17 protein-coding genes are annotated in these 19623 nt (G+C 69.2%); 8 read left to right on the top strand and 9 right to left on the bottom strand.

What is annotated here, in order from left to right:
• Positions 1-22: 22 nt before the first annotated feature.
• The 3 genes from FHT32_RS17490 to FHT32_RS17480 are packed head-to-tail and all read right to left on the bottom strand — an operon-like array spanning position 23 to position 1766.
• Entirely contained in the window at positions 23-799 is a 777-nt protein-coding gene (locus tag FHT32_RS17490; protein ID WP_176665872.1) for an alpha/beta fold hydrolase, read from the bottom strand.
• Positions 796-1212 (bottom strand): VOC family protein, encoded by a 417-nt coding sequence (locus tag FHT32_RS17485; protein WP_176665871.1) that lies wholly within the window; start codon positions 1210-1212, stop codon positions 796-798. Before FHT32_RS17485 ends, FHT32_RS17490 begins: the two co-directional genes overlap by 4 nt.
• Positions 1203-1766, bottom strand: coding sequence for a GAF domain-containing protein (locus FHT32_RS17480; RefSeq protein ID WP_176665870.1), 564 nt, complete (start codon positions 1764-1766; stop codon positions 1203-1205). The genes FHT32_RS17485 and FHT32_RS17480 overlap by 10 nt, the downstream gene beginning before the upstream one ends.
• A 74-nt stretch (positions 1767-1840) precedes the next feature.
• Here FHT32_RS17480 and FHT32_RS17475 point away from each other — a divergent pair, with 74 nt between their 5' ends.
• Complete coding sequence (locus FHT32_RS17475; protein WP_176665869.1) at positions 1841-2812, top strand: LysR family transcriptional regulator; 972 nt, start codon at positions 1841-1843, stop codon at positions 2810-2812.
• 6 nt (positions 2813-2818) lie between these two features.
• Here FHT32_RS17475 and FHT32_RS17470 read toward each other — a convergent pair whose 3' ends face one another.
• Both FHT32_RS17470 and FHT32_RS17465 read right to left on the bottom strand, forming a co-directional pair.
• Complete coding sequence (locus FHT32_RS17470) at positions 2819-3469, bottom strand: hypothetical protein (protein WP_176665868.1); 651 nt, start codon at positions 3467-3469, stop codon at positions 2819-2821.
• 55 nt (positions 3470-3524) lie between these two features.
• Entirely contained in the window at positions 3525-4502 is a 978-nt protein-coding gene (locus FHT32_RS17465; protein ID WP_176665867.1) for a LysR family transcriptional regulator, read from the bottom strand.
• 103 nt (positions 4503-4605) lie between these two features.
• Here FHT32_RS17465 and pcaD point away from each other — a divergent pair, with 103 nt between their 5' ends.
• The gene (gene pcaD / locus FHT32_RS17460) at positions 4606-5442 is read left to right on the top strand and encodes a 3-oxoadipate enol-lactonase (RefSeq protein ID WP_176665866.1); all 837 of its coding nucleotides are present in this window, start codon (positions 4606-4608) and stop codon (positions 5440-5442) included.
• 72 nt (positions 5443-5514) lie between these two features.
• On the opposite strand, the gene ssb is transcribed toward pcaD, so the two are convergent.
• The gene (gene ssb / locus FHT32_RS17455) at positions 5515-6063 is read right to left on the bottom strand and encodes a single-stranded DNA-binding protein (RefSeq protein ID WP_176665865.1); all 549 of its coding nucleotides are present in this window, start codon (positions 6061-6063) and stop codon (positions 5515-5517) included.
• A gap of 108 nt (positions 6064-6171) precedes the next feature.
• On the opposite strand from ssb, the gene FHT32_RS17450 reads away from it, so the two are divergent.
• Both FHT32_RS17450 and uvrA read left to right on the top strand, forming a co-directional pair.
• Entirely contained in the window at positions 6172-7563 is a 1392-nt protein-coding gene (locus tag FHT32_RS17450) for a chloride channel protein (RefSeq protein WP_176665864.1), read from the top strand.
• Positions 7564-7723: 160 nt separating this feature from the next.
• Entirely contained in the window at positions 7724-10729 is a 3006-nt protein-coding gene (gene uvrA / locus FHT32_RS17445; RefSeq protein ID WP_371132196.1) for an excinuclease ABC subunit UvrA, read from the top strand.
• A 75-nt stretch (positions 10730-10804) separates the two neighbouring features.
• On the opposite strand, the gene FHT32_RS17440 is transcribed toward uvrA, so the two are convergent.
• The 3 genes from FHT32_RS17440 to FHT32_RS17430 are packed head-to-tail and all read right to left on the bottom strand — an operon-like array spanning position 10805 to position 14810.
• On the bottom strand, positions 10805-11560 hold the full coding sequence (locus tag FHT32_RS17440) for a GntR family transcriptional regulator (RefSeq protein ID WP_019655526.1): 756 nt from the start codon (positions 11558-11560) through the stop codon (positions 10805-10807).
• Positions 11557-13326, bottom strand: a complete 1770-nt coding sequence (locus FHT32_RS17435) for a glycerol-3-phosphate dehydrogenase/oxidase (protein ID WP_176665862.1) — start codon at positions 13324-13326, stop codon at positions 11557-11559. Before FHT32_RS17435 ends, FHT32_RS17440 begins: the two co-directional genes overlap by 4 nt.
• Positions 13323-14810, bottom strand: coding sequence for an FGGY family carbohydrate kinase (locus FHT32_RS17430; RefSeq protein ID WP_176665861.1), 1488 nt, complete (start codon positions 14808-14810; stop codon positions 13323-13325). The genes FHT32_RS17435 and FHT32_RS17430 overlap by 4 nt, the downstream gene beginning before the upstream one ends.
• Before the next feature lie 180 nt (positions 14811-14990).
• Here FHT32_RS17430 and FHT32_RS17425 point away from each other — a divergent pair, with 180 nt between their 5' ends.
• Genes FHT32_RS17425 through FHT32_RS17410 form a run of 4 tightly spaced genes read left to right on the top strand, consistent with a single transcriptional unit; the run spans position 14991 to position 19583 of the window.
• The gene (locus FHT32_RS17425) at positions 14991-16037 is read left to right on the top strand and encodes a substrate-binding domain-containing protein (protein ID WP_176665860.1); all 1047 of its coding nucleotides are present in this window, start codon (positions 14991-14993) and stop codon (positions 16035-16037) included.
• The gene (locus tag FHT32_RS17420; protein ID WP_176665859.1) at positions 16034-17557 is read left to right on the top strand and encodes a sugar ABC transporter ATP-binding protein; all 1524 of its coding nucleotides are present in this window, start codon (positions 16034-16036) and stop codon (positions 17555-17557) included. Before FHT32_RS17425 ends, FHT32_RS17420 begins: the two co-directional genes overlap by 4 nt.
• Entirely contained in the window at positions 17554-18582 is a 1029-nt protein-coding gene (locus FHT32_RS17415; RefSeq protein ID WP_176665858.1) for an ABC transporter permease, read from the top strand. The genes FHT32_RS17420 and FHT32_RS17415 overlap by 4 nt, the downstream gene beginning before the upstream one ends.
• On the top strand, positions 18579-19583 hold the full coding sequence (locus FHT32_RS17410) for an aldo/keto reductase (RefSeq protein WP_176665857.1): 1005 nt from the start codon (positions 18579-18581) through the stop codon (positions 19581-19583). Before FHT32_RS17415 ends, FHT32_RS17410 begins: the two co-directional genes overlap by 4 nt.
• The last annotated feature ends 40 nt before the right edge of the window (positions 19584-19623 follow it).

The following is a 19623-nucleotide window of genomic DNA, read 5'->3' as shown; positions in this document are numbered from 1 at the left end:
TTCGGGTTCCGGGTGGTCTGTGTCAGGTCTCTAGGAAGCGGACGATGTGATGCGCCAGCATCTGCGGCGCCTGCATCGCCGTGACATGGCCGACGCCGGGCAGCAGCACCGCATCGGCGCCGCGGATGCGGCCGGCCATCGAGAGCGTGACGCTCGCCGGCACCACGCGGTCGAGTTCGCCCGCCAGCACAAGCGTGGGCGCGAGGATGTCGGCCACGCCTTGCTCCAGCGCGGTCTGCACCGTCGCGGCACGCCGCTCTGAGCGCGCGGATCCCGGCCTCGCGTTCGCGAACAGCCGCCTCAGCTCGGGCCGCTGCGCGAGGAAGGCTTCGGGGAAGAACCATGTCGCCAGTTCCTCCGCCGTGGCCGGCAGCTCGCGGCGCAGTTCGCCCAGGCGCCGCGCGTCGGGACACAGCTCTTCGTACGGCCTCGGCAGCGGCCAGGTGCTGCCCAGCACGAGGCGATCGACCGAACGCGGGTGCATCAGCGCCAGCGCCTGCGCGACCCGGCCGCCGAAGGACGAGCCGAACACATGCGCGCGCCTGAAGCCCAGCGCCTTGACGAGCCGCTGCGCGTCGTCCGCCAGGTCGGCAAGCGTCGATGCGCGCTCCGGCCCTTCGGTCTCGCCGCAGTCGCGCTGGTCGTAGGCGATCACGGTGAAGTGCTTCGACAGAAGCGGCACCAGCGCCGCGAACATCTGCCGCGAGGCTTCCGCCCCGTGCATCAGGAGCAGCGGCGGGCCGTCGCCCTCGCGATCGAAGGCGATGCGCAACTCGCCCGCCTGCACGAAGTGCGTCATGCGGCGCTCCCTTCTTCCTGGTCCATCCAGAAGGTCATCTCGATCTTCAGGCCGCGCGGATCGTGCAGGAAGAGCTGGTGGATCGCCCAGCCGGGAATGGGCGCCTCGGCGAAGGGAACGCCCAGTGCGCGAAGGTGCTCGCGCATCTCGGCCAGCCCGTGCGAGCGGAACGAGATGTGGTCGAGGTGGCCCGTGACGGCCCCGCCCGCATCGCCGGGCCGGTCGGGCGCCGACAGGTGCGCGTAGAGATGCACGATGGGCTGGCCGTCCGCATACAGCCACGCGCCGGGCGCGGGAATCTCCGGCCGCGCGCCGACCGTGAGGCGCATCACGCGCGTGTAGAAATCGACCAGCGGCGGCAGCTCGTCCGGCGTGCAGCGGATGGTGAAGTGGTGCAAGGCGGTCACAGGCATGGCGTCTCCTCGAAGCTGTAGGCGAGCCCGGGCACGGCAGGCACCCACCGCGCGGCGGCGAGCGCCAGCAGCCGTATGCCGAAGAGCTCCTCCGGCAGCCAGCGCTCGCGGGTGCCGAAGACGTTGAAGGTGGCGTAGCAGACCGTGCCCTGCAGCATCGGCACGTTGACCACGCTGCGCAGCCCGTAGGCGCGCATCTGGTCGAAGTCGTCGAAGTTCCGCGCGAGCACCTGCTCGCCCTCGCCCACGAACACGCGCCCCTGCATGAAGAGACGCTCGGTCCACGGCGTGCGCGTCTTGCGCTTCGCGCCGTTGACCGGGAAGGTGCCGGCTTCCGACGAATAGAAGCGGCGCAGCAGGACCTGGCCGGCAGCGTCGCGCCCGGTCGTCACGTTCTGCTGGATGCTGAAGATGCTGCCCGGCGCGATCCGCAGGCGGCAGCCGTCGATCAGGCGCAGCGCCTCTTCGGCGCCGGCCGCCTCGGCCAGGGCGTCCAGGAAGCCGGCCGTGATGCCGGTGGTCTTCGTCGTCATCGGTGCATTGATCGGGTCCATGGGAAAAGTCTAGGACTCGCAATTCACCAAAGTGAAATAATTTCTGATAGCCCGATAACCATGGAGTTATGGCCTTGTCCACTGCCCGCGACCCCGCCGTCGAGCTGCAGCACGCGCTGCTCTCGCGCCTCAAGCTGCGCCAGCTTTCACTGCTGCAGGCCATCGACCGGCATCGCACGCTCAGCCGCGTCGCCGCCGAGATGCAGCTCAGCCAGCCGGCGATCACCAAGGCGCTGCACGAGGTCGAGGACATCTTCGGCAGCACGCTCTTCGAGCGCTCCAGCAGGGGGCTGGTGCCGACCGCCGCCGGCGACGCGGTGCTGCACTACGCGCGGCGCTGGCTGGCCGAGCTCGAGGCGACCACGCGCGTGCTCACCTCGCTGGAAGCCGGGCGCAGCGGTCGCCTGCGGCTGGGCCTCACGCAGCAGGTGCCGCAGCAGCTCATGTCGGCCGCGCTCACGCATCTGCTCGACCGCTCGCCGCGCATCTCGGTGATGGTGCGCGAAGGCACGACCGACGAGCTGGTCGCCGGCCTCGTCGCGCGCGAGCTCGACTGCGCCATCGGCCGCTCCTACGACGGCGACGCGAGCGGGCTGGTGCAGGAAGCGATCCACGAGCAGGAGCCCTGCCTCGTGGTGGGCGCGAAGAACGTCAAGCGCCTCTCGCGCGGGCCGCTGGACTGGGCGCGCCTCGCGCAGCTCGACTGGATCCTGCCGCCGCCCAACACGCCCATGCGCAGGACCTACAACGCGATCTTCGTCGGCGCCGGCGTCCAGCCGCCGCTGCCCATCCTGGAGACCACCGCGATCCGCAGCATCGAGACGGTGCTGCGCCAGGAGCCCAACGCCGTCACCATCTTCGCGCGCGACGTGCTGGCCGGCATGGAGCCCGCGGGCCACTGGGCCGCGCTGCCCTACCGGCTGAGCTGGAACCTGCCGCCGGTGAGCTTCTTCACGTTGAAGGAACTCGAGACGCACCCCACGGTGCGATCGCTGCGCGGCGCCGTGGTCGAGACGGCGCGGCGCATGAAGCGCTCCGCCGGCTGAGCCCTGTCAGGCCGAGGGCCGGGCCAGCGTCGCCAGCTTCTTCCTGGCCGCCTGCAGCAGCCCGCCCTTCTCGACGGGCAGCTGCGCCTTGGTGTCCCCGAGCGCGATGATCTCGTGCGCGCTGCCCGCGGCGAGCTTCGGGGCCAGCGGATCGCGCGGCGACATGCCGTCGAGCCTGCCGTGCGGAACCACGTGCACCTTGAGGTGGCGCCCCATGCTCTTCGACAGCTTCTGGCAGGCCGCCGCCATCGCGGCCTCGTCCGGCACGAGCTGGCCATGCACGACGAGCAGCTCCACGGTGCCCTGCGCGTCCTCGCCCAGCACGAAGGCGCGCACGACCGAGTCCTTGAACCTGGAGCGCAGCATGGAACGGATCGGCTCCGCCACGGCGAACGACTTGAACGCGATGCGCCGCAGTTCGTCGTGGAAGACGAAGGCGCGATCGACCTGCAGGGTCTCGGCCTGCTCGGCCTTCGCCGCCTGCCGCTTCACGATGCCGCTCTTGACGAGGTGCTCCACGGTGAGCGCTGCGTCGGCCTCGCCGAGCTTCGAGCGCCGCGCAAGGTCGCTGGTCGGGAGTTGCTGATCGGGTGCCGCGTACAGGATCGCGAGGAGCTTCTGCACTTCGGGAGAAAAAAGGAAATCCGCGGCACTCATCCTTGGCTTGCTGCTGAGGCAAAAAAGCCCGCATTATCCGGCGGCGACTTGCGCGTCATCGTGTCGATTTGCGTCCTGCATTCGCGGGCCGGGGCGTGCCCCGGCTGCTTGCCCGCGGCACCTGCCCCAGCGCCGGTTTCAGGAGCGGCGCGTGGCTGCCGAGAAATTCCCAAAGCGCGGTCGCCACGGGGCCGTGCGGCCTGTCGCGCAGCCGCGCGGCGACGAGGTCCTCGACGATGCCCGGGAAGTGCCGCCCCGCGATGGACTGCAGCCGCCCGTCCTTCAGCTCGGGCTCGACGAGAAAGCGCGGCAGGTGGCCCCAGGCCATGCCGTTCGCGATGAGCTCCTTCTTCATCAGCATGTCGGGCACCGAGCACTGCGGCGCGCCTTCGACCACGTAGTGCTGCGTTTCGGGCGCGCGGCGGGCGGAGTCCCGGATCACGCATTGGGTGAAGCGCTGCATCTGCTGCGGCGTGATCGACGCCGTGACCGGGAACGGCAGGAAGCCCGCGGCCACGACCGGCACCATCGCCACCTTGCCGAGATCGAGCCAGTCGAAGCGCACGTCGCTCTTGGCGACCCGGTGCACGATGAGGTCGGCCTCGCCGTCGAGCAGGCGCTCCCACGGCCCGGTCACGGATTCGAACTGCAGGTGCAGCCGCGTCTGCGGCCAAGCGCCGAAGAAGCGGCCCAGCAGCTGCAACACGGGCGCCAGCGGACACAGGTCGCCGAGCACGACACGCAGCTCGGCCTCCTGCCCCATGGCCAGCTGCTCGGCGTAGGTCTTCAGGTCGCCCGCCTCCCGAAGCAGCGATTCCGCCTTGCGATGCAGCGCGCGCCCCGCGTCCGTGGGCTTCACGCGGTAGCCGGAGCGGTCCAGCAGCGCGATGCCCAGCTGCTGCTCCAGCTTGGCCACCGAGGCGATCACGGAAGGGTGCGTGCGGTGCAGCCGCTGCGCCGCGGCCTGGAAACTACCATGGCGCAGGACGGCGTCGAAGCACTGCAGGTCGTGGAGCGTGAAGGCCGATGACATCGTTGGATATTCGTACAAGGATGGTCTGAACTTTGTAGTATCCGCCGCGCGGGTGCCTGCCTACGATGAAGCCATCGTCAAACTCATCGCAAGGCCACCCGGCATGGACTCGAACCTTTCCTTCTTCACCACCGGCGACGGCGTTTCCGTCGCCTATCGCTTCGACGGGGACGCCGGCCTGCCGGTGCTGCTGCTGTCGAACTCCATCGGAACCGACCTGCACATGTGGGACGCGCAGGTGCCGCGGCTTGCGCGCCACTTCCGCGTGCTGCGCTACGACGCCCGCGGCCACGGCGCGTCCGGCGCACCGGCCATGCCCTACTCGCTGGACCGGCTCGGGCGCGACGTCGTCGAGCTGCTCGACGCGCTGGGGCTGGAACGCGTGCACGTGCTCGGGCTGTCCCTCGGCGGCATCGTCGCCCAGTGGCTGGGCGTGCACGTACCCGAGCGCGTCGACCGGCTGGTGCTGTCGAACACCGCCGCCTGGCTGGGCCCGGCCGGCCAGTGGGACCAGGCCATCGCCGGGCTGATGGCCGCGCCCGACATGACGGCCACGGCCGAAACGTTCCTGCGCAACTGGTTTCCCGCCCACATGCTGGAGGCCCGCGGCGCCACCATCGAGGCGTTCCACCGGACGCTGCTGCGCACGCCCAGGGAAGGCATCGCCGGCAGCTGGGCCGCCGTGCGCGACGCCGACCTGCGCAGGACGCTGCGCGTCATCGAGAGCCCCACGCTGGTCATCGCGGGCGAGCACGACACCGTGACCTCGGCACGCCATGGCGAGGAGCTCGCGACGGGCATTCCCGGGGCACGCTTCGAACTGCTGCCGGTGGTGCACCTGTCGAACGTCGAGCAGGGCGATCGCTTCGTCGAGCTGGTGCTGGAGTTCCTGGGCGCCAGTGCGGCTGCGCGCAAGGAGCCCGTTGCGCAAGCCGGCTGAAGGCCGCCGGCAATGAAAAAAGGCCTGCTCCCGGAAGAGCAGGCCTTCAGCGACTGGTCCGGTCGACCGGCTTCAGAACGGAATGTCGTCGTCCATGTCGTCGAAGCCCGACGACGACTTGGCCGGTGCCTGGCGCGGAGCCGGCGCCGGAGCGCGCGGTGCAGCAGCAGGTGCGCGCGGGGCGTAGCCGCCACCACCGCCGCCGCCGCCACCTTGCGAGTAACCGCCGCCGCCACCGCCGCCGTAGCCGTCGTCATCGCTCGGGCCCGACGGGCCACCCTGGCCCTGGCGGCTGCCCAGCATCTGCATCTGGTCTGCGCGGATCTCGGTGGTGTACTTTTCGATGCCGTCCTTGTCGGTCCACTTGCGCGTGCGCAGGCTTCCTTCGACATACACCTGCGAGCCCTTGCGCAGGTACTGGCCGGCGATTTCGGCCAGGCGGCCGTTGAAGACGATGCGGTGCCACTCGGTGGCTTCGCGCATTTCGCCGCTTTGCTTGTCCTTCCAGCGATCGGTGGTGGCCACTGTGACGTTCGCGACCTGGTCGCCGCTCGGGAATGTACGCATCTCGGGGTCGCGCCCCAGATTGCCGACGACGATGACTTTATTGACCGATGCCATATGCACTGCCCCTGATAAGTAGATGGAGGAGAAGGTTGAGAAGAACCCTCGATTGTGCCCCAAGGCGACTGCCCGCAATCCCCTGCGGTGCCAGAATGGCCCGCACCGATGAATCGCGAACCCGACTTTTTCGAGCATCTGCGCGCCGAGCTGTCCAGCGGGCGCGTCTGGCTCGACCGCGCGATCGTGCTGGGCTACGCCATCGCGGCGGGCCTCTTCGTGGTGGGGTTCACGCTGGCCAGCGACTGGGTCTTCGGCCAGTTCCACCGTTTCTACCGCGCCTGGCCCTGGGCCTTGCTGCTGACCACGCCGCTGATCACGGCCGGCATCGTCTGGTTCACGCTGCGCTTCTTTCCGGGCGCGGGCGGCTCGGGCATCCCGCAGATCAAGGCCGCGCTGCACCCGGCCCTGCCCGGCGAGCGGCGCTTCGTGTTCGCCTCGCTGCGGCTGACGGTCGCGAAGATCGGGCTGGGCGTGGCCGGCTTCGCGGCGGGCCTGTCGATCGGGCGCGAGGGCCCCTCCGTGCAGGTGGCGGCGGGCGTGATGCAGCATGCGCGGCGCTGGCTCTCGCCCAACACGGCCATCGACGGGCGCGCGCTGCTGGTGGCGGGGGGCGCGGCGGGCATCGCGGCGGCCTTCAATGCGCCGCTGGCGGGCGTGGTGTTCGCCATCGAGGAGCTGTCGGGGCGGCTCGAGGCGCGCTCCAGCGGGCTGATCATCACGGCCATCGTGCTGGCGGGCCTGGTGGCGGTCTCGGCCTTCGGCAACGTCAGCTATTTCGGCGTGATCCGCGTGCCGCGGCTGGGCTGGGACGTGCTCGGGCCCGGCCTGCTGGTCACGCTGCTGAGCGGCGCCGCGGGCGGGCTGTTCGCGCGGCTGCTGATCGCCTCGCTCACCGGCACGGCCGGGCGCTTCAATCGCTGGCGGGCGCGCTTTCCGGTGCGCTTCGCGGCGGTCGGCGGGCTGGCTGTGGCCGTCATCGGGCTGGTCACGGGCGGCGTCACCTTCGGCGCGGGCTCGGAGGCGGTCAAGCAGATGCTGCAGGGGCATGACGAGCTCACGCCGCTGTACACGGTGCTCAAGTTCGTCGCCACCTGGCTCACGGCGTGGTGCGGCGTGCCGGGCGGGATCTTCGCGCCGTCGCTGTCCATCGGCGCCGGCATCGGCGACGCGGTGGCCCGGCTCGCCAGCAGCGAACAGGGGCCGGCGCTCATCGCCATGGGCATGGCCGGCTTCCTGGCGGCGGTGACGCAGGCGCCGCTCACCGCCTTCATCATCGTGATGGAGATGGTCGACGGCCACTCGATGGTGCTGAGCCTGATGGCCGCCGCGATGCTGGCCAGCCTGGTCTCGCGCATGATCAGCCGGCCGCTCTACGACACGCTGGCCGAGCATATGGTGAGCCGGGCGATAAGTACCTCCGCCGGCACCGAAGCGGTGCACCCGTCGCCGGCGGAAACCCCGAAGTCCGAACCGCCGGTTCCCTCCGGCTCGCCATGAAATCGTGGGCGGTCTATCATGTCCGGTTGCCCTCGGACGATCGCCTGCCTTGAATTCAAAAGCAAAAGCCACCGCACCCACCGCCCGTAGCGCCCATAGTGAGGTCGACGCGGAAAGCGCTCGCGACGCGGAACTCGAACGCAACACCTACCTCGGCGCAGTGCTGGCGCAGCAGCGCATCAGCATCCGCGGCGCGCGCACGCACAACCTGAAGAACGTCGATCTCGACATCCCGCGCAACAAGCTGGTGGTCATCACCGGCCTGTCGGGTTCGGGTAAGTCGAGCCTGGCCTTCGACACGCTGTATGCCGAAGGCCAGCGGCGCTACGTCGAGAGCCTCTCGGCCTATGCGCGGCAGTTCCTGCAGCTCATGGACAAGCCCGACGTCGACGTGATCGAGGGCCTCTCGCCCGCGATCAGCATCGAGCAGAAGGCCACCAGCCACAACCCGCGCTCCACCGTGGGCACGGTGACCGAGATCCACGACTACCTGCGCCTGCTCTACGCGCGCGCCGGCACGCCCTACTGCCCCGAGCACCACCTGCCGCTGCAGGCGCAGACGGTGTCGCAGATGGTCGATGCGGTGCTGGCCATTCCCGACGAGCCGCGGCTCATGATCCTGGCGCCGGTCGCGCGCGAAAAGAAGGGTGAGTTCGTCGAGCTCTTCGCCGAGATGCAGGCCTCCGGCTACGTGCGCTTCCGCGTCGACGGCCAGATCTACGAATACAACGACCTGCCCAAGCTCAAGAAGACCGAGAAGCACGACATCGACGTCGTCATCGACCGCCTTCGCGCGCGCCCCGACATGCAGCAGCGCCTGGCCGAGAGCTTCGAGGCCGCGCTGCGCCTGGCCGAGAGCCGCGCGATCGCGCTGGAGCTGGGGGCCGAGGGTGCTCCCGACAAGGAACACCTGTTCAACGCCAAGTTCGCCTGCCCGATCTGCCACTACTCGCTGTCGGAGCTGGAGCCGCGCCTCTTCTCGTTCAACTCGCCCGTGGGCGCCTGCCCCACCTGCGACGGCCTGGGCAGCCGCGAAGTGTTCGATCCGGTACGCGTGGTGGCGTTTCCATCGCTTTCGCTGGCCAGCGGCGCCATCAAGGGCTGGGACCGCCGCAACGGCTACTACTTCAGCATGATTGAGAGCGTCGCCAAGCACTACAAGTTCGACGTCGACGCGCCCTTCGAGTCGCTGCCAGCCTCGGTGCAGCAGGTGCTGCTGCACGGCTCGGCGGCCGAGGAGATCAAGTTCAACTACACCATGGAGTCGGGCAACTTCGCGGGCAAGAAGCTCACGAAGAAGCATCCCTTCGAGGGGATCATCCCGAACATGACGCGGCGCTACCGCGAGACCGACTCGGTGATGGTGCGCGAAGACCTCGCGCGCTTCCGCAACATGCAGCCCTGCCCCGACTGCGGCGGCTCGCGCCTTCGCCCCGAGGCGCGCAACGTGTTCCTGGTCGACGAGAGCGCATCCGACAACGGCGCCGAACGCCCGCGCATGGCGATCTTCGAACTCAGCCGCCTCACGCTGCGCGACTCGCTCGGCTGGTTCGAGAAGCTTAAGCTGCGCGGCGCCAAGGCCGAGATCGCCGACAAGGTGGTGCGCGAGATCGGCCTGCGCCTGAAGTTCCTGAACGACGTGGGCCTGAACTACCTGAGCCTGGACCGCAGCGCCGAGACCCTGTCGGGCGGCGAGGCGCAGCGCATCCGGCTGGCCTCGCAGATCGGCTCCGGCCTCACCGGCGTGATGTACGTGCTCGACGAGCCCAGCATCGGCCTGCACCAGCGCGACAACGACCGGCTCATCGGCACGCTGAAGCACCTGCGCGACATCGGCAACAGCGTGATCGTGGTCGAGCACGACGAAGACATGATCCACGCCGCCGACCACGTCATCGACATGGGCCCCGGCGCCGGCGTGCACGGCGGGCGCGTGATGGCGCAGGGCACGTACGCCGAGGTTTCGTCCAACCCCGACTCGCTCACCGGCCAGTACCTCTCGGGCGCGCGCAGGATCGAGGTGCCGAAGCACCGCACCGCGTGGCTGCCGTCGACGAAGCAGCCCGCTTTCCATGAAGGCAAGAAGCCCCCTCGCTTTCCGCCGAGCCCCGCCGCCGAGCGCCGCGCCGCGCGCGAGGCCGCGCATCTCGCCACGCAGACCGACCTGCAGGAAATCCGCGTCGTCGGCGCCACTGGCAACAACCTGAAGAACGTGAGCGTGGCCTTTCCCGTCGGCCTGCTGACCTGCGTGACGGGCGTGTCGGGCTCGGGCAAGTCCACGCTGGTGAACGACACGCTCTACAGCGCCGTCGCGCGCACGCTGTACCGCGCACACGAAGAGCCCGCCGCGCACGAGTCGGTGGAAGGCATCGAGTACTTCGACAAGGTCATCAACGTCGACCAGAGCCCCATCGGCCGCACGCCGCGCAGCAACCCGGCCACCTACACCGGCCTCTTCACGCCCATCCGCGAGCTGATGGCCGAGACCAACACCGCGCGCGAGCGCGGCTACGGCCCGGGCCGCTTCAGCTTCAACGTGGCGGGCGGGCGCTGCGAGGCCTGCCAGGGCGACGGCGTCGTCAAGGTCGAGATGCACTTCCTGCCCGACGTGTACGTGCCCTGCGAGGTCTGCCACGGCCAGCGCTACAACCGCGAGACGCTCGAAGTGCTCTACAAGGGCAAGAACATCGCGCAGATCCTCGAGATGACGGTGGAGGCCGCGCACGATTTCCTGAGGGCCGTACCGACCATCGAACGCAAGCTGCGCACATTGCTCGACGTGGGCCTGAGCTACATCAAGCTGGGCCAGTCGGCCACCACGCTGTCCGGCGGCGAGGCGCAGCGCGTGAAGCTCGCGCTCGAGCTCAGCAAGCGCGACACCGGCCGCACCCTCTACATCCTCGACGAGCCGACCACCGGCCTGCACTTCGCCGACATCGAGCTGCTGCTGAAGGTGCTGCACCAGCTGCGCGACGCGGGCAACACCATCGTCGTCATCGAGCACAACCTCGACGTCATCAAGACCGCCGACTGGCTGATCGACATGGGCCCCGAAGGGGGTGCCGGCGGCGGCACTGTGGTGGGCCAGGGCACGCCCGAGGACATCGCGGCGAACGAGGCGAGCCATACGGGGCGGTATCTGAAGCGGCTGCTGGAGCAGAACTAGCCGCTGCGGGCGCCTACAGCATGCCGGACTGAGCAGGCGCCGAAGAAATCGGACTTCCGTCCCCGCCCTCGCCCTTCAAGTCGTCGTCTGCACGTGCAGGCGGCTCGTCTTGCAGCGGTGCAGCGCGCGGTAGTGTTCCAGCGGCCGGCCGTTCGCGCCGTAGGCGATCGATTCGATGCGCAGCAGCGGCTCGGGCTGCGGCAGGTTGAGCAAGTCGCAGGTCTCGGCGTCGGGCAGCACGGCGTCGATCCAGCGTTCGGCGCGCACCAGGCGCAGGCCGTACTGGCGGCGCAGCACGTCGTAGAGCGAGCGGTCGTCCAGGCGCGTGCGGTGCAGGCCGGGTGCCAGGTCGGCGGGCACCACGGTTTCCACCAGCAGGCGCAGTTCGCCGTCGACGCTGCGCAGGCGCTTGAGCGCCACCACCTGCGTGTCGTCGGTCAGGCCGAGTGACGCGGCTTCCTGCTCGGTGGGCGCGCGCAGCTCCTGTGTGAGGATCTGCGTGCGCACCGAGCGGCCCTTGCGCTCCATCTCGTCGGAGAAGCCGAGCACGGTGGAGACGAAGTCTTCGTCGCGCTCGCGCGCCGACACGAAGGCGCCGCGGCCCTTGATCTTGTAGATGAGGTTGTTGCGCACCAGGTCGGCCAGCGCCTCGCGCACCACGATGCGCGAGATGCCGAACTGCTCGCCCAGCTCGGCCTCGGACGGCAGCTTGGCGCCGATGGGCAGCACGCCCTGCAGGATCTGCATGCGAAGCGCGTCGCGGAACTGGGCCCACAGCGGGGACTCGGAGTCGCGGTCGAGCACGGTCGAAATTTCGGTCGGAGAGTTCACGTCGAAGCTTGGCCCAGGGCCTGAGGAGTCATCAATGATGCATCGAAAGATGCAGGCGCATCGGCGGCCACCGGCGAAAGCCGCACGCCGTGGCGCTCGCGCAGCGCGGTGGCACAGGCGTGCAGCTCGGCATGCTGCTGCGCCGCGTCCCAGCCCAGCGCATCGGCCGCGATGCCCGCGATCTCGGCAAGCGCGGCATCGGTGACCAGCCCGCGGATGGCCAGCAGCGTGCGCCGGATCACGAGGTCGTCGAGGTGCACCACGCCGGTCTCGAGGCAGAGGTACGAAAGCTCGGCCACCGAATAGCCCGGCGCGTGGCGCAGCGGCATGTCGCCCGAGGCGGCAAGGCGTTGCGCCAGCGGGAGTGCCTTCGATCCGTAGCGCTTCAGCAGCACCTGCGCGCGCGTGCGGCTCATGCCCGATGCGGCGACCAGGCGATCGAGAAAACGCTCGACGGCCTGCGCATCCACCGGCAGCTCGGCGCCGCCGCCGATCGGAAGCATGTCCGTCGACGCCGTGCGCGGACGGCCCAGCTGCTTCAGCACTTCGTTCGTGGCCTCCTCGGCGAGCGCGCGGAAGGTCGTCCACTTGCCGCCGACGAGGCCGACGACCGGGATGTCGCGCGTGGCGCTGGGCGGATCGAGCACCACCGAGTGGTCGCGCGAGATCTGCCCTGGCTTGTCGGCGTCGGAGCGCGCAAGGGGCCGCACACCGACGTAGGTGTAGACCACGTCGCCGCGGTCGAAGCGAAGGTTGGGGAACACCTCGGCCAGCACTTCGAGCAGGTAGTCGACTTCCTCGGGCTCGGTCTCGATCCTGTCGGGGTCGTCCACCGGGATGTCGGTGGAGCCCACCAGCACGCGGTCGAGGAAGGGATAGACGATGCACACGCGTCCGTCCACCGCCTCGAAGTAGGCCATGCGGCCCTGCAGCGCGTCGCGCAGCGCGGGATGGTCGAGCACGAGGTGCGAGCCCTTGGTGCCCATCACGCGCGGGCCGGCGCCGCCGAGCACTGCCGTGCTGCGGTCGAGCCACGCGCCGCTGGCGTTGACCACGGTATCGGCCGTCACACGCACCAGCGTGCCGGTGATCTCGTCGCGCAGCGTGATGATGTTGCCCGCGCAGCCCATCACGCGGCAGTAGTTGGCGGCGGCCGAGCGCGGCTGGTCGCGGCAGGCGTCGCCGATGAGTTCGAGGATGAGCCACTCGGGGTGGCTGATCCACGCATCGAAGAAGGTGGCCGTCCAGCGCACCGCCGCGCGGAACAGGCTGCGGTCATTCGGTGGCACGCGGCTGATGCGGTGGTTGGGCATCACGCGCTGGCGGCGCCCCAGCAGGTCGTACAGGCGAAGGCCCGCGGCCACCGCGAGCAGGCCGCGCGTTCGCTGCGGCGGCTTGCGGCCGAAGAACTTGAGCGCGCTGCTCATCAGGCCGCCGAAGAAGCTCGACAGCGGCACCACCGTCTTCAGCGGCTGCACCAGGTGCGGTGCGTTGCGCAGCAGCAGGTTGCGCTCGCGCGTGGCCTCGGCCACCAGCGAGAAGCTGCCGTTCTCCAGGTAGCGCAGGCCGCCGTGGATCATGCGCGAGGGCGCGCTGCTGGCGCCCGCGCTGAAGTCGCCCTTGTCGACGATGAGGCAGTCGACGCGCTGCAGGCACAGGTCGCGGAACACGCCCACGCCGTTGATGCCCGCGCCGATGATGACGGTGGAGAAATGTCGGTCCGCGAGCGATGCGGGACGCACGAAAGGCAGTTGCCACGCGCTCATCGGGCACCTCCCGCCAGATGGGAAAACACAGGAGACATGGTGTCTATCAGTTCGTTGAAGCCGGCGTTGAAGTCGGCATGGGCGCGCGCGAGGGCGGCGTCGGGTTCCACGGTGTCGCAGGGCGCGAGCAGCACGCTGCCCTGCTCCGCGCGGTCGATGCCCTGCGACATGGCGGCGTAGATGGCGGCGCCGCGCGCGCCGGTCTCGTCGTCGGCGCAGCGCTCGACCGGATGGCCGAGCAGGCCCGCGAGCAGGCGCACGAGGCGCGTGTCGCTCGCGCCGCCGCCGAGCACGGTGCATGCGGACACCGGCAGCCCGCAGGCCGCGAGCCGCGCGATGTGGCGCGCATGCAGCGCGGCCACCGCATCGACCACCGCGCGCGCCATGTCGCCGCGCGTGTGATGGCTCTTGAGGCCGACGAAGCCCGCGGTCACGCCGCCGCCGCCGTTCACGAAGGGCAGGAAGCGCAGGCCGCCCGCGCCGAGCGGCACCGACATCGCGAGGTCGACCACCGCGCGCGAATCGGGCAAGCCCAGCACGCCGGCCAGCCACGCGATGTTGGCCATCGACGAGGGGCTGTTCTCCATGTAGAGCCGCTTGTCCTCGCGGCCGAAATTCACGACGGCGGCCACGGCGGGCTTGGGCTCGATCACCGGGCCAATGACGGCGTTGACGCACCAGGTGCCGAAGACCGACACCGCGCGCGAGCGCCCTTCGGCGCAGATCGCGGTCATCGATGCAAGCAGGTCGATGGCACCCATCGCCACCGGAATGCCCGCCGGCAGGCCGCACAGCGCGGCTTCGGAAGGCCGCAGCCTGCCGACGATCTCGCCGCTGGGCACCAGCGGACCGAAGACGCGAGGGCCGAGATCGGCAATGCCTGAAGCATCGAAGGCCGCCTGCGACCATGTGCCCGTCGCGATCGACACCAGCCCTGCCGTGCTCGCGTCGCTGGCGTCGGTGGCGATCTCGCCCGTCAGCAGGAAGCCGAGGTAGTCCTTCGCGAACATCAGCCGGCGCACCGCGCCGCGCTGCACGGCGTCGGTGCCCAGCAGCTCGGCGGCGATCACCGTGGGCTGGCCGGGCCAGGGCTGGCAGCCCACGTCGGCGAAGAGCGCCGGGCCGTGGCCGAGCGCGAGGGAGCGGGCGCGCGCGTCGGCGCGCTGGTCGGTGGAGGCGACTGCCCGTCCGCCCACGAGCTCGTTGCGCGTGTCGAGCGCATACAGCCCCGCGCCGTGGCCGGTGCAGCCGATGGCGCGGACCTCCGACACGCGGTCTCCGAGTTGATGGGCGACGTCGCGCAGCACGTGGGTCAATGCCGCGCGGATGGCCGCGGCCCCCACTTCGCATCCCCCTCCGGGTAGCCGGTCGTGCGGCAATGGCATTCGTGACAGGGCGACGCTGCGGCCGTTCCCGGCTTCGAGGGCCAGGGCTTTCAGGCTGCTCGACCCCATGTCGATGCCGATCAGTATGTTTGGCTTCATGTCATAACAGCTTCGGCTGAATAAAAGCGGCCTGCCAGTAGCGTTTCCCCTAGTTATCCCTCCAAATGGCCAGCGCGTACATTCTAGCCTGTCATAACAACTGATGTGACAAAGAGGTTCAGAGAGCTGCCCTGAAAAGCGGCATCCACAAGCTGTGCACCCAACGTGAGGAGACAAAGAATGAGGCGTAATTTCCTGAAGTCCGCCGCCGCAGCCGGCATCGGCCTGGCCGGCGCGAGCGCGTTCGCGCAGCAGCAGGCGGCTGCCCCCGCGGCCGGCGGCGGCCTGCGCGGCAACCCCAGCGACGTCTACGTGATGAACGTGATGGTGTCGGGGGTCGAGTACTGGTTTCCGGTCTACGAAATGATGAAGCAGCTCGGCCGCACGCTGGGCGTTCGCACCCGCTACACCGGCACGCCCGAGTACGACGTGAACAAGCAGCTCGCGTCCTTCGAGCAGGAGCTGGCACGCAAGCCCGCGGGCATCCTGCTGCACCCGATGAACCCCGACCCGTTCATCGAGCCGATCAACCGCGCCGCGGCGATGGGCATCCCGGTCGTCACCTTCGCGGCCGACTCGCCCAACTCCAAGCGCACGTCGTTCGTCACTTCAGACAACGACCGCGAAGGCAACCAGGCGGCCGACGCCATCGCCGCATCGCTGGGCGGCAAGGGCGAATACGCGGTGCTGGAGAACCCCGGCCAGGACAACCACGACCGCCGCATCACCGCCTTCGTCAACCGCATGAAGGCCAAGCACCCGGGCATGAAGCTGGTCGGCCGCGCCGCCAGCAACCAGGACCCGAACAAGGCCTACCAGGCGGTGCTGAGCCTCGCGCAGGCCAACCCGAACCTGGGCGCCCTGTTCATGCCCGAGGCCAACTCGGCCCTCGGCGCGGCGCAGGCCAAGGTGGAGACCAAGAAGAACATCAAGGTGATGTGCTGCGACGTCAACGCCAAGATCCTCGACATGATCAAGTCGGGCGACGTGTTCGGCGCCATCAACCCGAACCAGGGCATGCAGGGCTACATGGGCATGATGATGCTGTTCCTCGCCAAGAACCCCGGGCTCATCGACCCGATGAACGACGCCAAGCGCAACGGCACGAACCCCATGTCGGTGCCCTTCCTGGACAACGGCCTGTCGGTGGTCAGCAAGGCCAACGCCGACGACTTCTACTGGGACAAGTACCTCGCCCGCCGCGGCACCAAGGGAATCGGCGAGTGAACGCAGTGAGCGCATTGCTCGAACTGCGCGGCATCAGCAAGCGCTTCGGCGCTTCGCGCGCGCTCACGGGCGTGGACTTCTCGCTGCGCCGCGGCGAGATCCACGCCCTTTGCGGCGAGAACGGCGCGGGCAAGTCCACGCTGATGAACATCATCGACGGCATCCACCAGCCGGACGAGGGCACGATCGCGCTCGAAGGCCAGGTGGTGACCATCGACGGCCCCGCGCACGCGATGCGCCTGGGCATCGGCCTGGTCCACCAGGAGATCGCCCTGTGCGGCGACGCCACGGTGGCCGAGAACATCTTCATGCCGGAGATCAATGCCCGCAAAAGCGCGTGGATGAACTACGCGAGCCTGAACGAACGCGCCGCCAAGGTGCTGCGGCGGCTGGGGCAGGACATCGACCCCGCCGCGCTGGTGAAGGACCTGAGCATCTCCACGCAGCAGCTCATCGAGATCGCGAAGGCGCTCACGCTCGACTGCAAGGTACTGATCCTCGACGAGCCTACCGCCGCGCTCACCGACAACGAATCGGCCGCGCTCTTCCGGGTGCTGCACGACCTCAAGGCGCAGGGCATCGGCATCATCTACATCAGCCACCGCATGGCGGAGATCTTCGCGAACTGCGACAGCGTCACCGTGCTGCGCGACGGGCGCAACGTGCACACCGGCCCGCTGGCCGAGCTCGACGCCGACGGCCTGGTGCGCCGCATGGTCGGGCGCGACCTGGGCAACTACTACCCGCCCAAGCAGGAAGAGCCGGCATCGGGCGAACACGTGCTCGAGGTGACCGACATCGCCGACGGCGAGCGCGTGCACGGCGTGTCGTTCAGGCTGAAGCGTGGCGAGATCCTCGGCATCGCGGGGCTGATGGGCGCCGGCCGCAGCGAACTCGCGGAAACCATCTGCGGCCTGCGCACGGCGCGCGGCGGCAGCGTGCGCCTGCGCGGCAGGCCGCTCACCATCCGAAAGTACAGCGACGCGCTGCGCGAAGGCATCGCCTACCTCAGCGAGGATCGCAAGGCGGCGGGCGTGTACCTGGAGCTGCCGATCGCGCAGAACATCGCATCGATGGCGCTCGCGCGCATCAGCTCGCGCTTCGGCCTGCTGCAGCGCGCGGCCGAGCACAAGCTGGCGGTGAGCCTCGGCGCGCGGCTCAAGCTCAAGTCGGACGGCGTGGACATCGACGTCGCGAGCCTGTCGGGCGGCAACCAGCAGAAGGTGGCCATCGCCAAGCTGCTGGCAACCAACCCGTCGGTGCTGCTGATGGACGAGCCCACGCGCGGCGTGGACGTGGGCGCCAAGTCGGAGATCCACCACATCCTGCGCGACCTGGCCAGCCAGGGCGTGGGCGTGATCGTGATCTCCTCGGAGCTGCCCGAGATCATCGGCCTGTGCGACCGCGCGCTGGTGATCCGCGACGGCAGGCTCGCCGGCGAGGTGCAGGACAAGGACATGACGGAAGAGGCCCTGCTGCGGCTGGCCTCGGGACTTTGCGAAGAGGAAGCGACAGCATGAATTACCCAGCACAACTCGATGCGGGGGCCGCCCCTGGCCTCCAGCCACGCCAGTCGGGAGGAGGTCCCGGAAAACCCGCCAGCAGGCTCGCCAGCATGCGCGAGCTGGGCCTGCTGATCATCATCGCCGCGCTGTGCGTGGGCATGAGCTTCGCGTCGCCCTACTTCCTCACCTGGGACAACGTGCGCGCGATGCTGCTGTCGTTCTCCATCGAGGGCATCGTGGTGGTGGGCATGACCATTTTGCTGATCGTCGGCGGCATCGACCTGTCGGTGGGCTCGGTGGTGTGCTTCGCGATGGTGGTCACAGGCAAGCTCTTCCTCATGGGGTTCGATCCGTGGACGGCGGGGCTCATCGCCATTGCGGCCAGCGCCATGATCGGCGCGATGATCGGCGGCTGCGTCACGCGCATCGGGCTGAATCATTTCATCGCCTCGCTGGCCTTCATGGTCATCGTGCGCGGCCTGTGCCTGGCGCTCACGCAGGGCACGCCGCAGTCGCTGTTCTCGCTGCCCGCCGAGTTCAAGTTCATCGGCCAGGGCACGCTGTTCGGCGTTCCGGCGGTGATCCTGATCTTCCTGGCGATCGTGGTGGTGAGCGACTTCGTGCTGCGCCGCTCCTCGCTGCTGCGCCGCGTGTTCTACACCGGCAGCAACGAGAAGGCGGCGCTCTATTCGGGCATCCGCGTGGGCCACGTCAAGTTCTGGGTCACGGTGCTGTGCGCCGCATCGGCAGGGCTCGCGGGCGTGATCTACACCGCGCGCTTCGGCGCCGCCACGCCCACCTTCGGCGTGGGCATGGAGCTCAACGTGATCGCCGCCGCGGTGATCGGCGGCGCCAGCCTCAAGGGCGGCTCGGGCACGGTGCTCGGCGCGGTGCTGGGCCTGGCGCTGCTGTCGGTGGTGACCAGCTCGCTGATCCTGCTGGACGTGTCACCTTACTGGCAGGACGTGATCAAGGGCCTGATCCTGCTCGCGGCCGTGACCATCGACCACCTCATGAACACGAGAAAGACCAAGCGATGAACAGCATCAATGCGTCGAACATGAAGAAGACCACCCTCGGCCCCTCCGGCATCGAGTGCTCGGCCATCGGCCTGGGCACCTGGGCCATGGGCGGCTGGATGTGGGGCGGCGGCGACAACGCGGCCGCCGTGCTCGCCATCCAGGCCTCGCTGGACGCGGGCGTGAACCTGATCGACACCGCGCCGGCCTACGGGCTTGGCCGCTCGGAGAGCATCGTCGGCACCGCGCTCAAGGGCCGCCGCCACGAGGCGGTTATCGCCACCAAGTGCGGACTGGTGTGGCACACCCAACAGGGAACGCACTTCTTCGAAGAAGACGGCCACCCGGTGTACCGCTACCTCGGGCGCGATTCGATCATCCATGAAGCCGAGGAGAGCCTGAAGCGCCTGCAGACCGACTACATCGACCTCTACATCACGCATTGGCAGGACGCCACCACGCCCGTGGCCGAGACCATGGACGCGCTGCTCGAGCTCAAGAAGCAGGGAAAGATCCGCGCCATCGGCGTGAGCAACGTGAGCCCCGAGACGCTGGCCGAGTACCTGCGCTATGGCCCGGTCGATGCCGCGCAGGAGCGCTACAGCCTGATCGACCGCGAGATCGAACAGACGCTGGTGCCGCTGTGCACGGAGAACAACGTGGCGGTGCTGGGCTACTCCTCGCTCGCGCTGGGCCTGCTCGCCGGGCCCATCGACCCGGAGCGCAAGTTCACCGGCGACGACCAGCGCGCCACCAACCCGCGCTTCAGCGCGCAGAACCGCGCCAAGCTCAAGGCCTTCTTCGAGGAACTGGAGCCGCTGCGCACGCAGCTCGAATGCTCCTTCGGCCAACTGATGATCGCCTGGACGCTGGCGCGCGGCAGCGTGTCGGTGGCCCTGTGCGGCGCGCGCGCGAGCAAGCAGGCGATCGAGAACGCGGGCGCCGGCTCGGTGCGGCTGCACGACGCCGCGCTGGAGCTGATCGACGCGGCCGCCGGCAGGCACCTGGGCTCGCTGGCCTGAGGCTCTTCTTTTCTGTCACACATCAACAAGCAAGGACTTC

Origin of the sequence: Variovorax sp. SG517 (genome assembly GCF_013376045.1) — a bacterium.
Taxonomy (GTDB): Bacteria; Pseudomonadota; Gammaproteobacteria; order Burkholderiales; family Burkholderiaceae_C; genus Variovorax.
The sequence above is the reverse complement of the archived record's forward strand: the minus strand, read 5'-3'. Positions and strand labels throughout refer to the sequence as shown.

Bases quoted from the DNA above. Each gene is read 5' to 3' on its own strand.
- FHT32_RS17490 (WP_176665872.1), bottom strand. From the start codon at position 799: ATGACGCACTTCGTGCAGGCGGGCGAGTTGCGCATCGCCTTCGATCGC.
- FHT32_RS17485 (WP_176665871.1), bottom strand. From the start codon at position 1,212: ATGCCTGTGACCGCCTTGCACCACTTCACCATCCGCTGCACGCCGGAC.
- FHT32_RS17480 (WP_176665870.1), bottom strand. From the start codon at position 1,766: ATGGACCCGATCAATGCACCGATGACGACGAAGACCACCGGCATCACG.
- FHT32_RS17470 (WP_176665868.1), bottom strand. From the start codon at position 3,469: ATGAGTGCCGCGGATTTCCTTTTTTCTCCCGAAGTGCAGAAGCTCCTC.
- FHT32_RS17465 (WP_176665867.1), bottom strand. From the start codon at position 4,502: ATGTCATCGGCCTTCACGCTCCACGACCTGCAGTGCTTCGACGCCGTC.
- pcaD (WP_176665866.1), top strand. From the start codon at position 4,606: ATGGACTCGAACCTTTCCTTCTTCACCACCGGCGACGGCGTTTCCGTC.
- ssb (WP_176665865.1), bottom strand. From the start codon at position 6,063: ATGGCATCGGTCAATAAAGTCATCGTCGTCGGCAATCTGGGGCGCGAC.
- FHT32_RS17450 (WP_176665864.1), top strand. From the start codon at position 6,172: ATGAATCGCGAACCCGACTTTTTCGAGCATCTGCGCGCCGAGCTGTCC.
- FHT32_RS17435 (WP_176665862.1), bottom strand. From the start codon at position 13,326: ATGAGCGCGTGGCAACTGCCTTTCGTGCGTCCCGCATCGCTCGCGGAC.
- FHT32_RS17430 (WP_176665861.1), bottom strand. From the start codon at position 14,810: ATGAAGCCAAACATACTGATCGGCATCGACATGGGGTCGAGCAGCCTG.
- FHT32_RS17425 (WP_176665860.1), top strand. From the start codon at position 14,991: ATGAGGCGTAATTTCCTGAAGTCCGCCGCCGCAGCCGGCATCGGCCTG.
- FHT32_RS17415 (WP_176665858.1), top strand. From the start codon at position 17,554: ATGAATTACCCAGCACAACTCGATGCGGGGGCCGCCCCTGGCCTCCAG.
- FHT32_RS17410 (WP_176665857.1), top strand. From the start codon at position 18,579: ATGAACAGCATCAATGCGTCGAACATGAAGAAGACCACCCTCGGCCCC.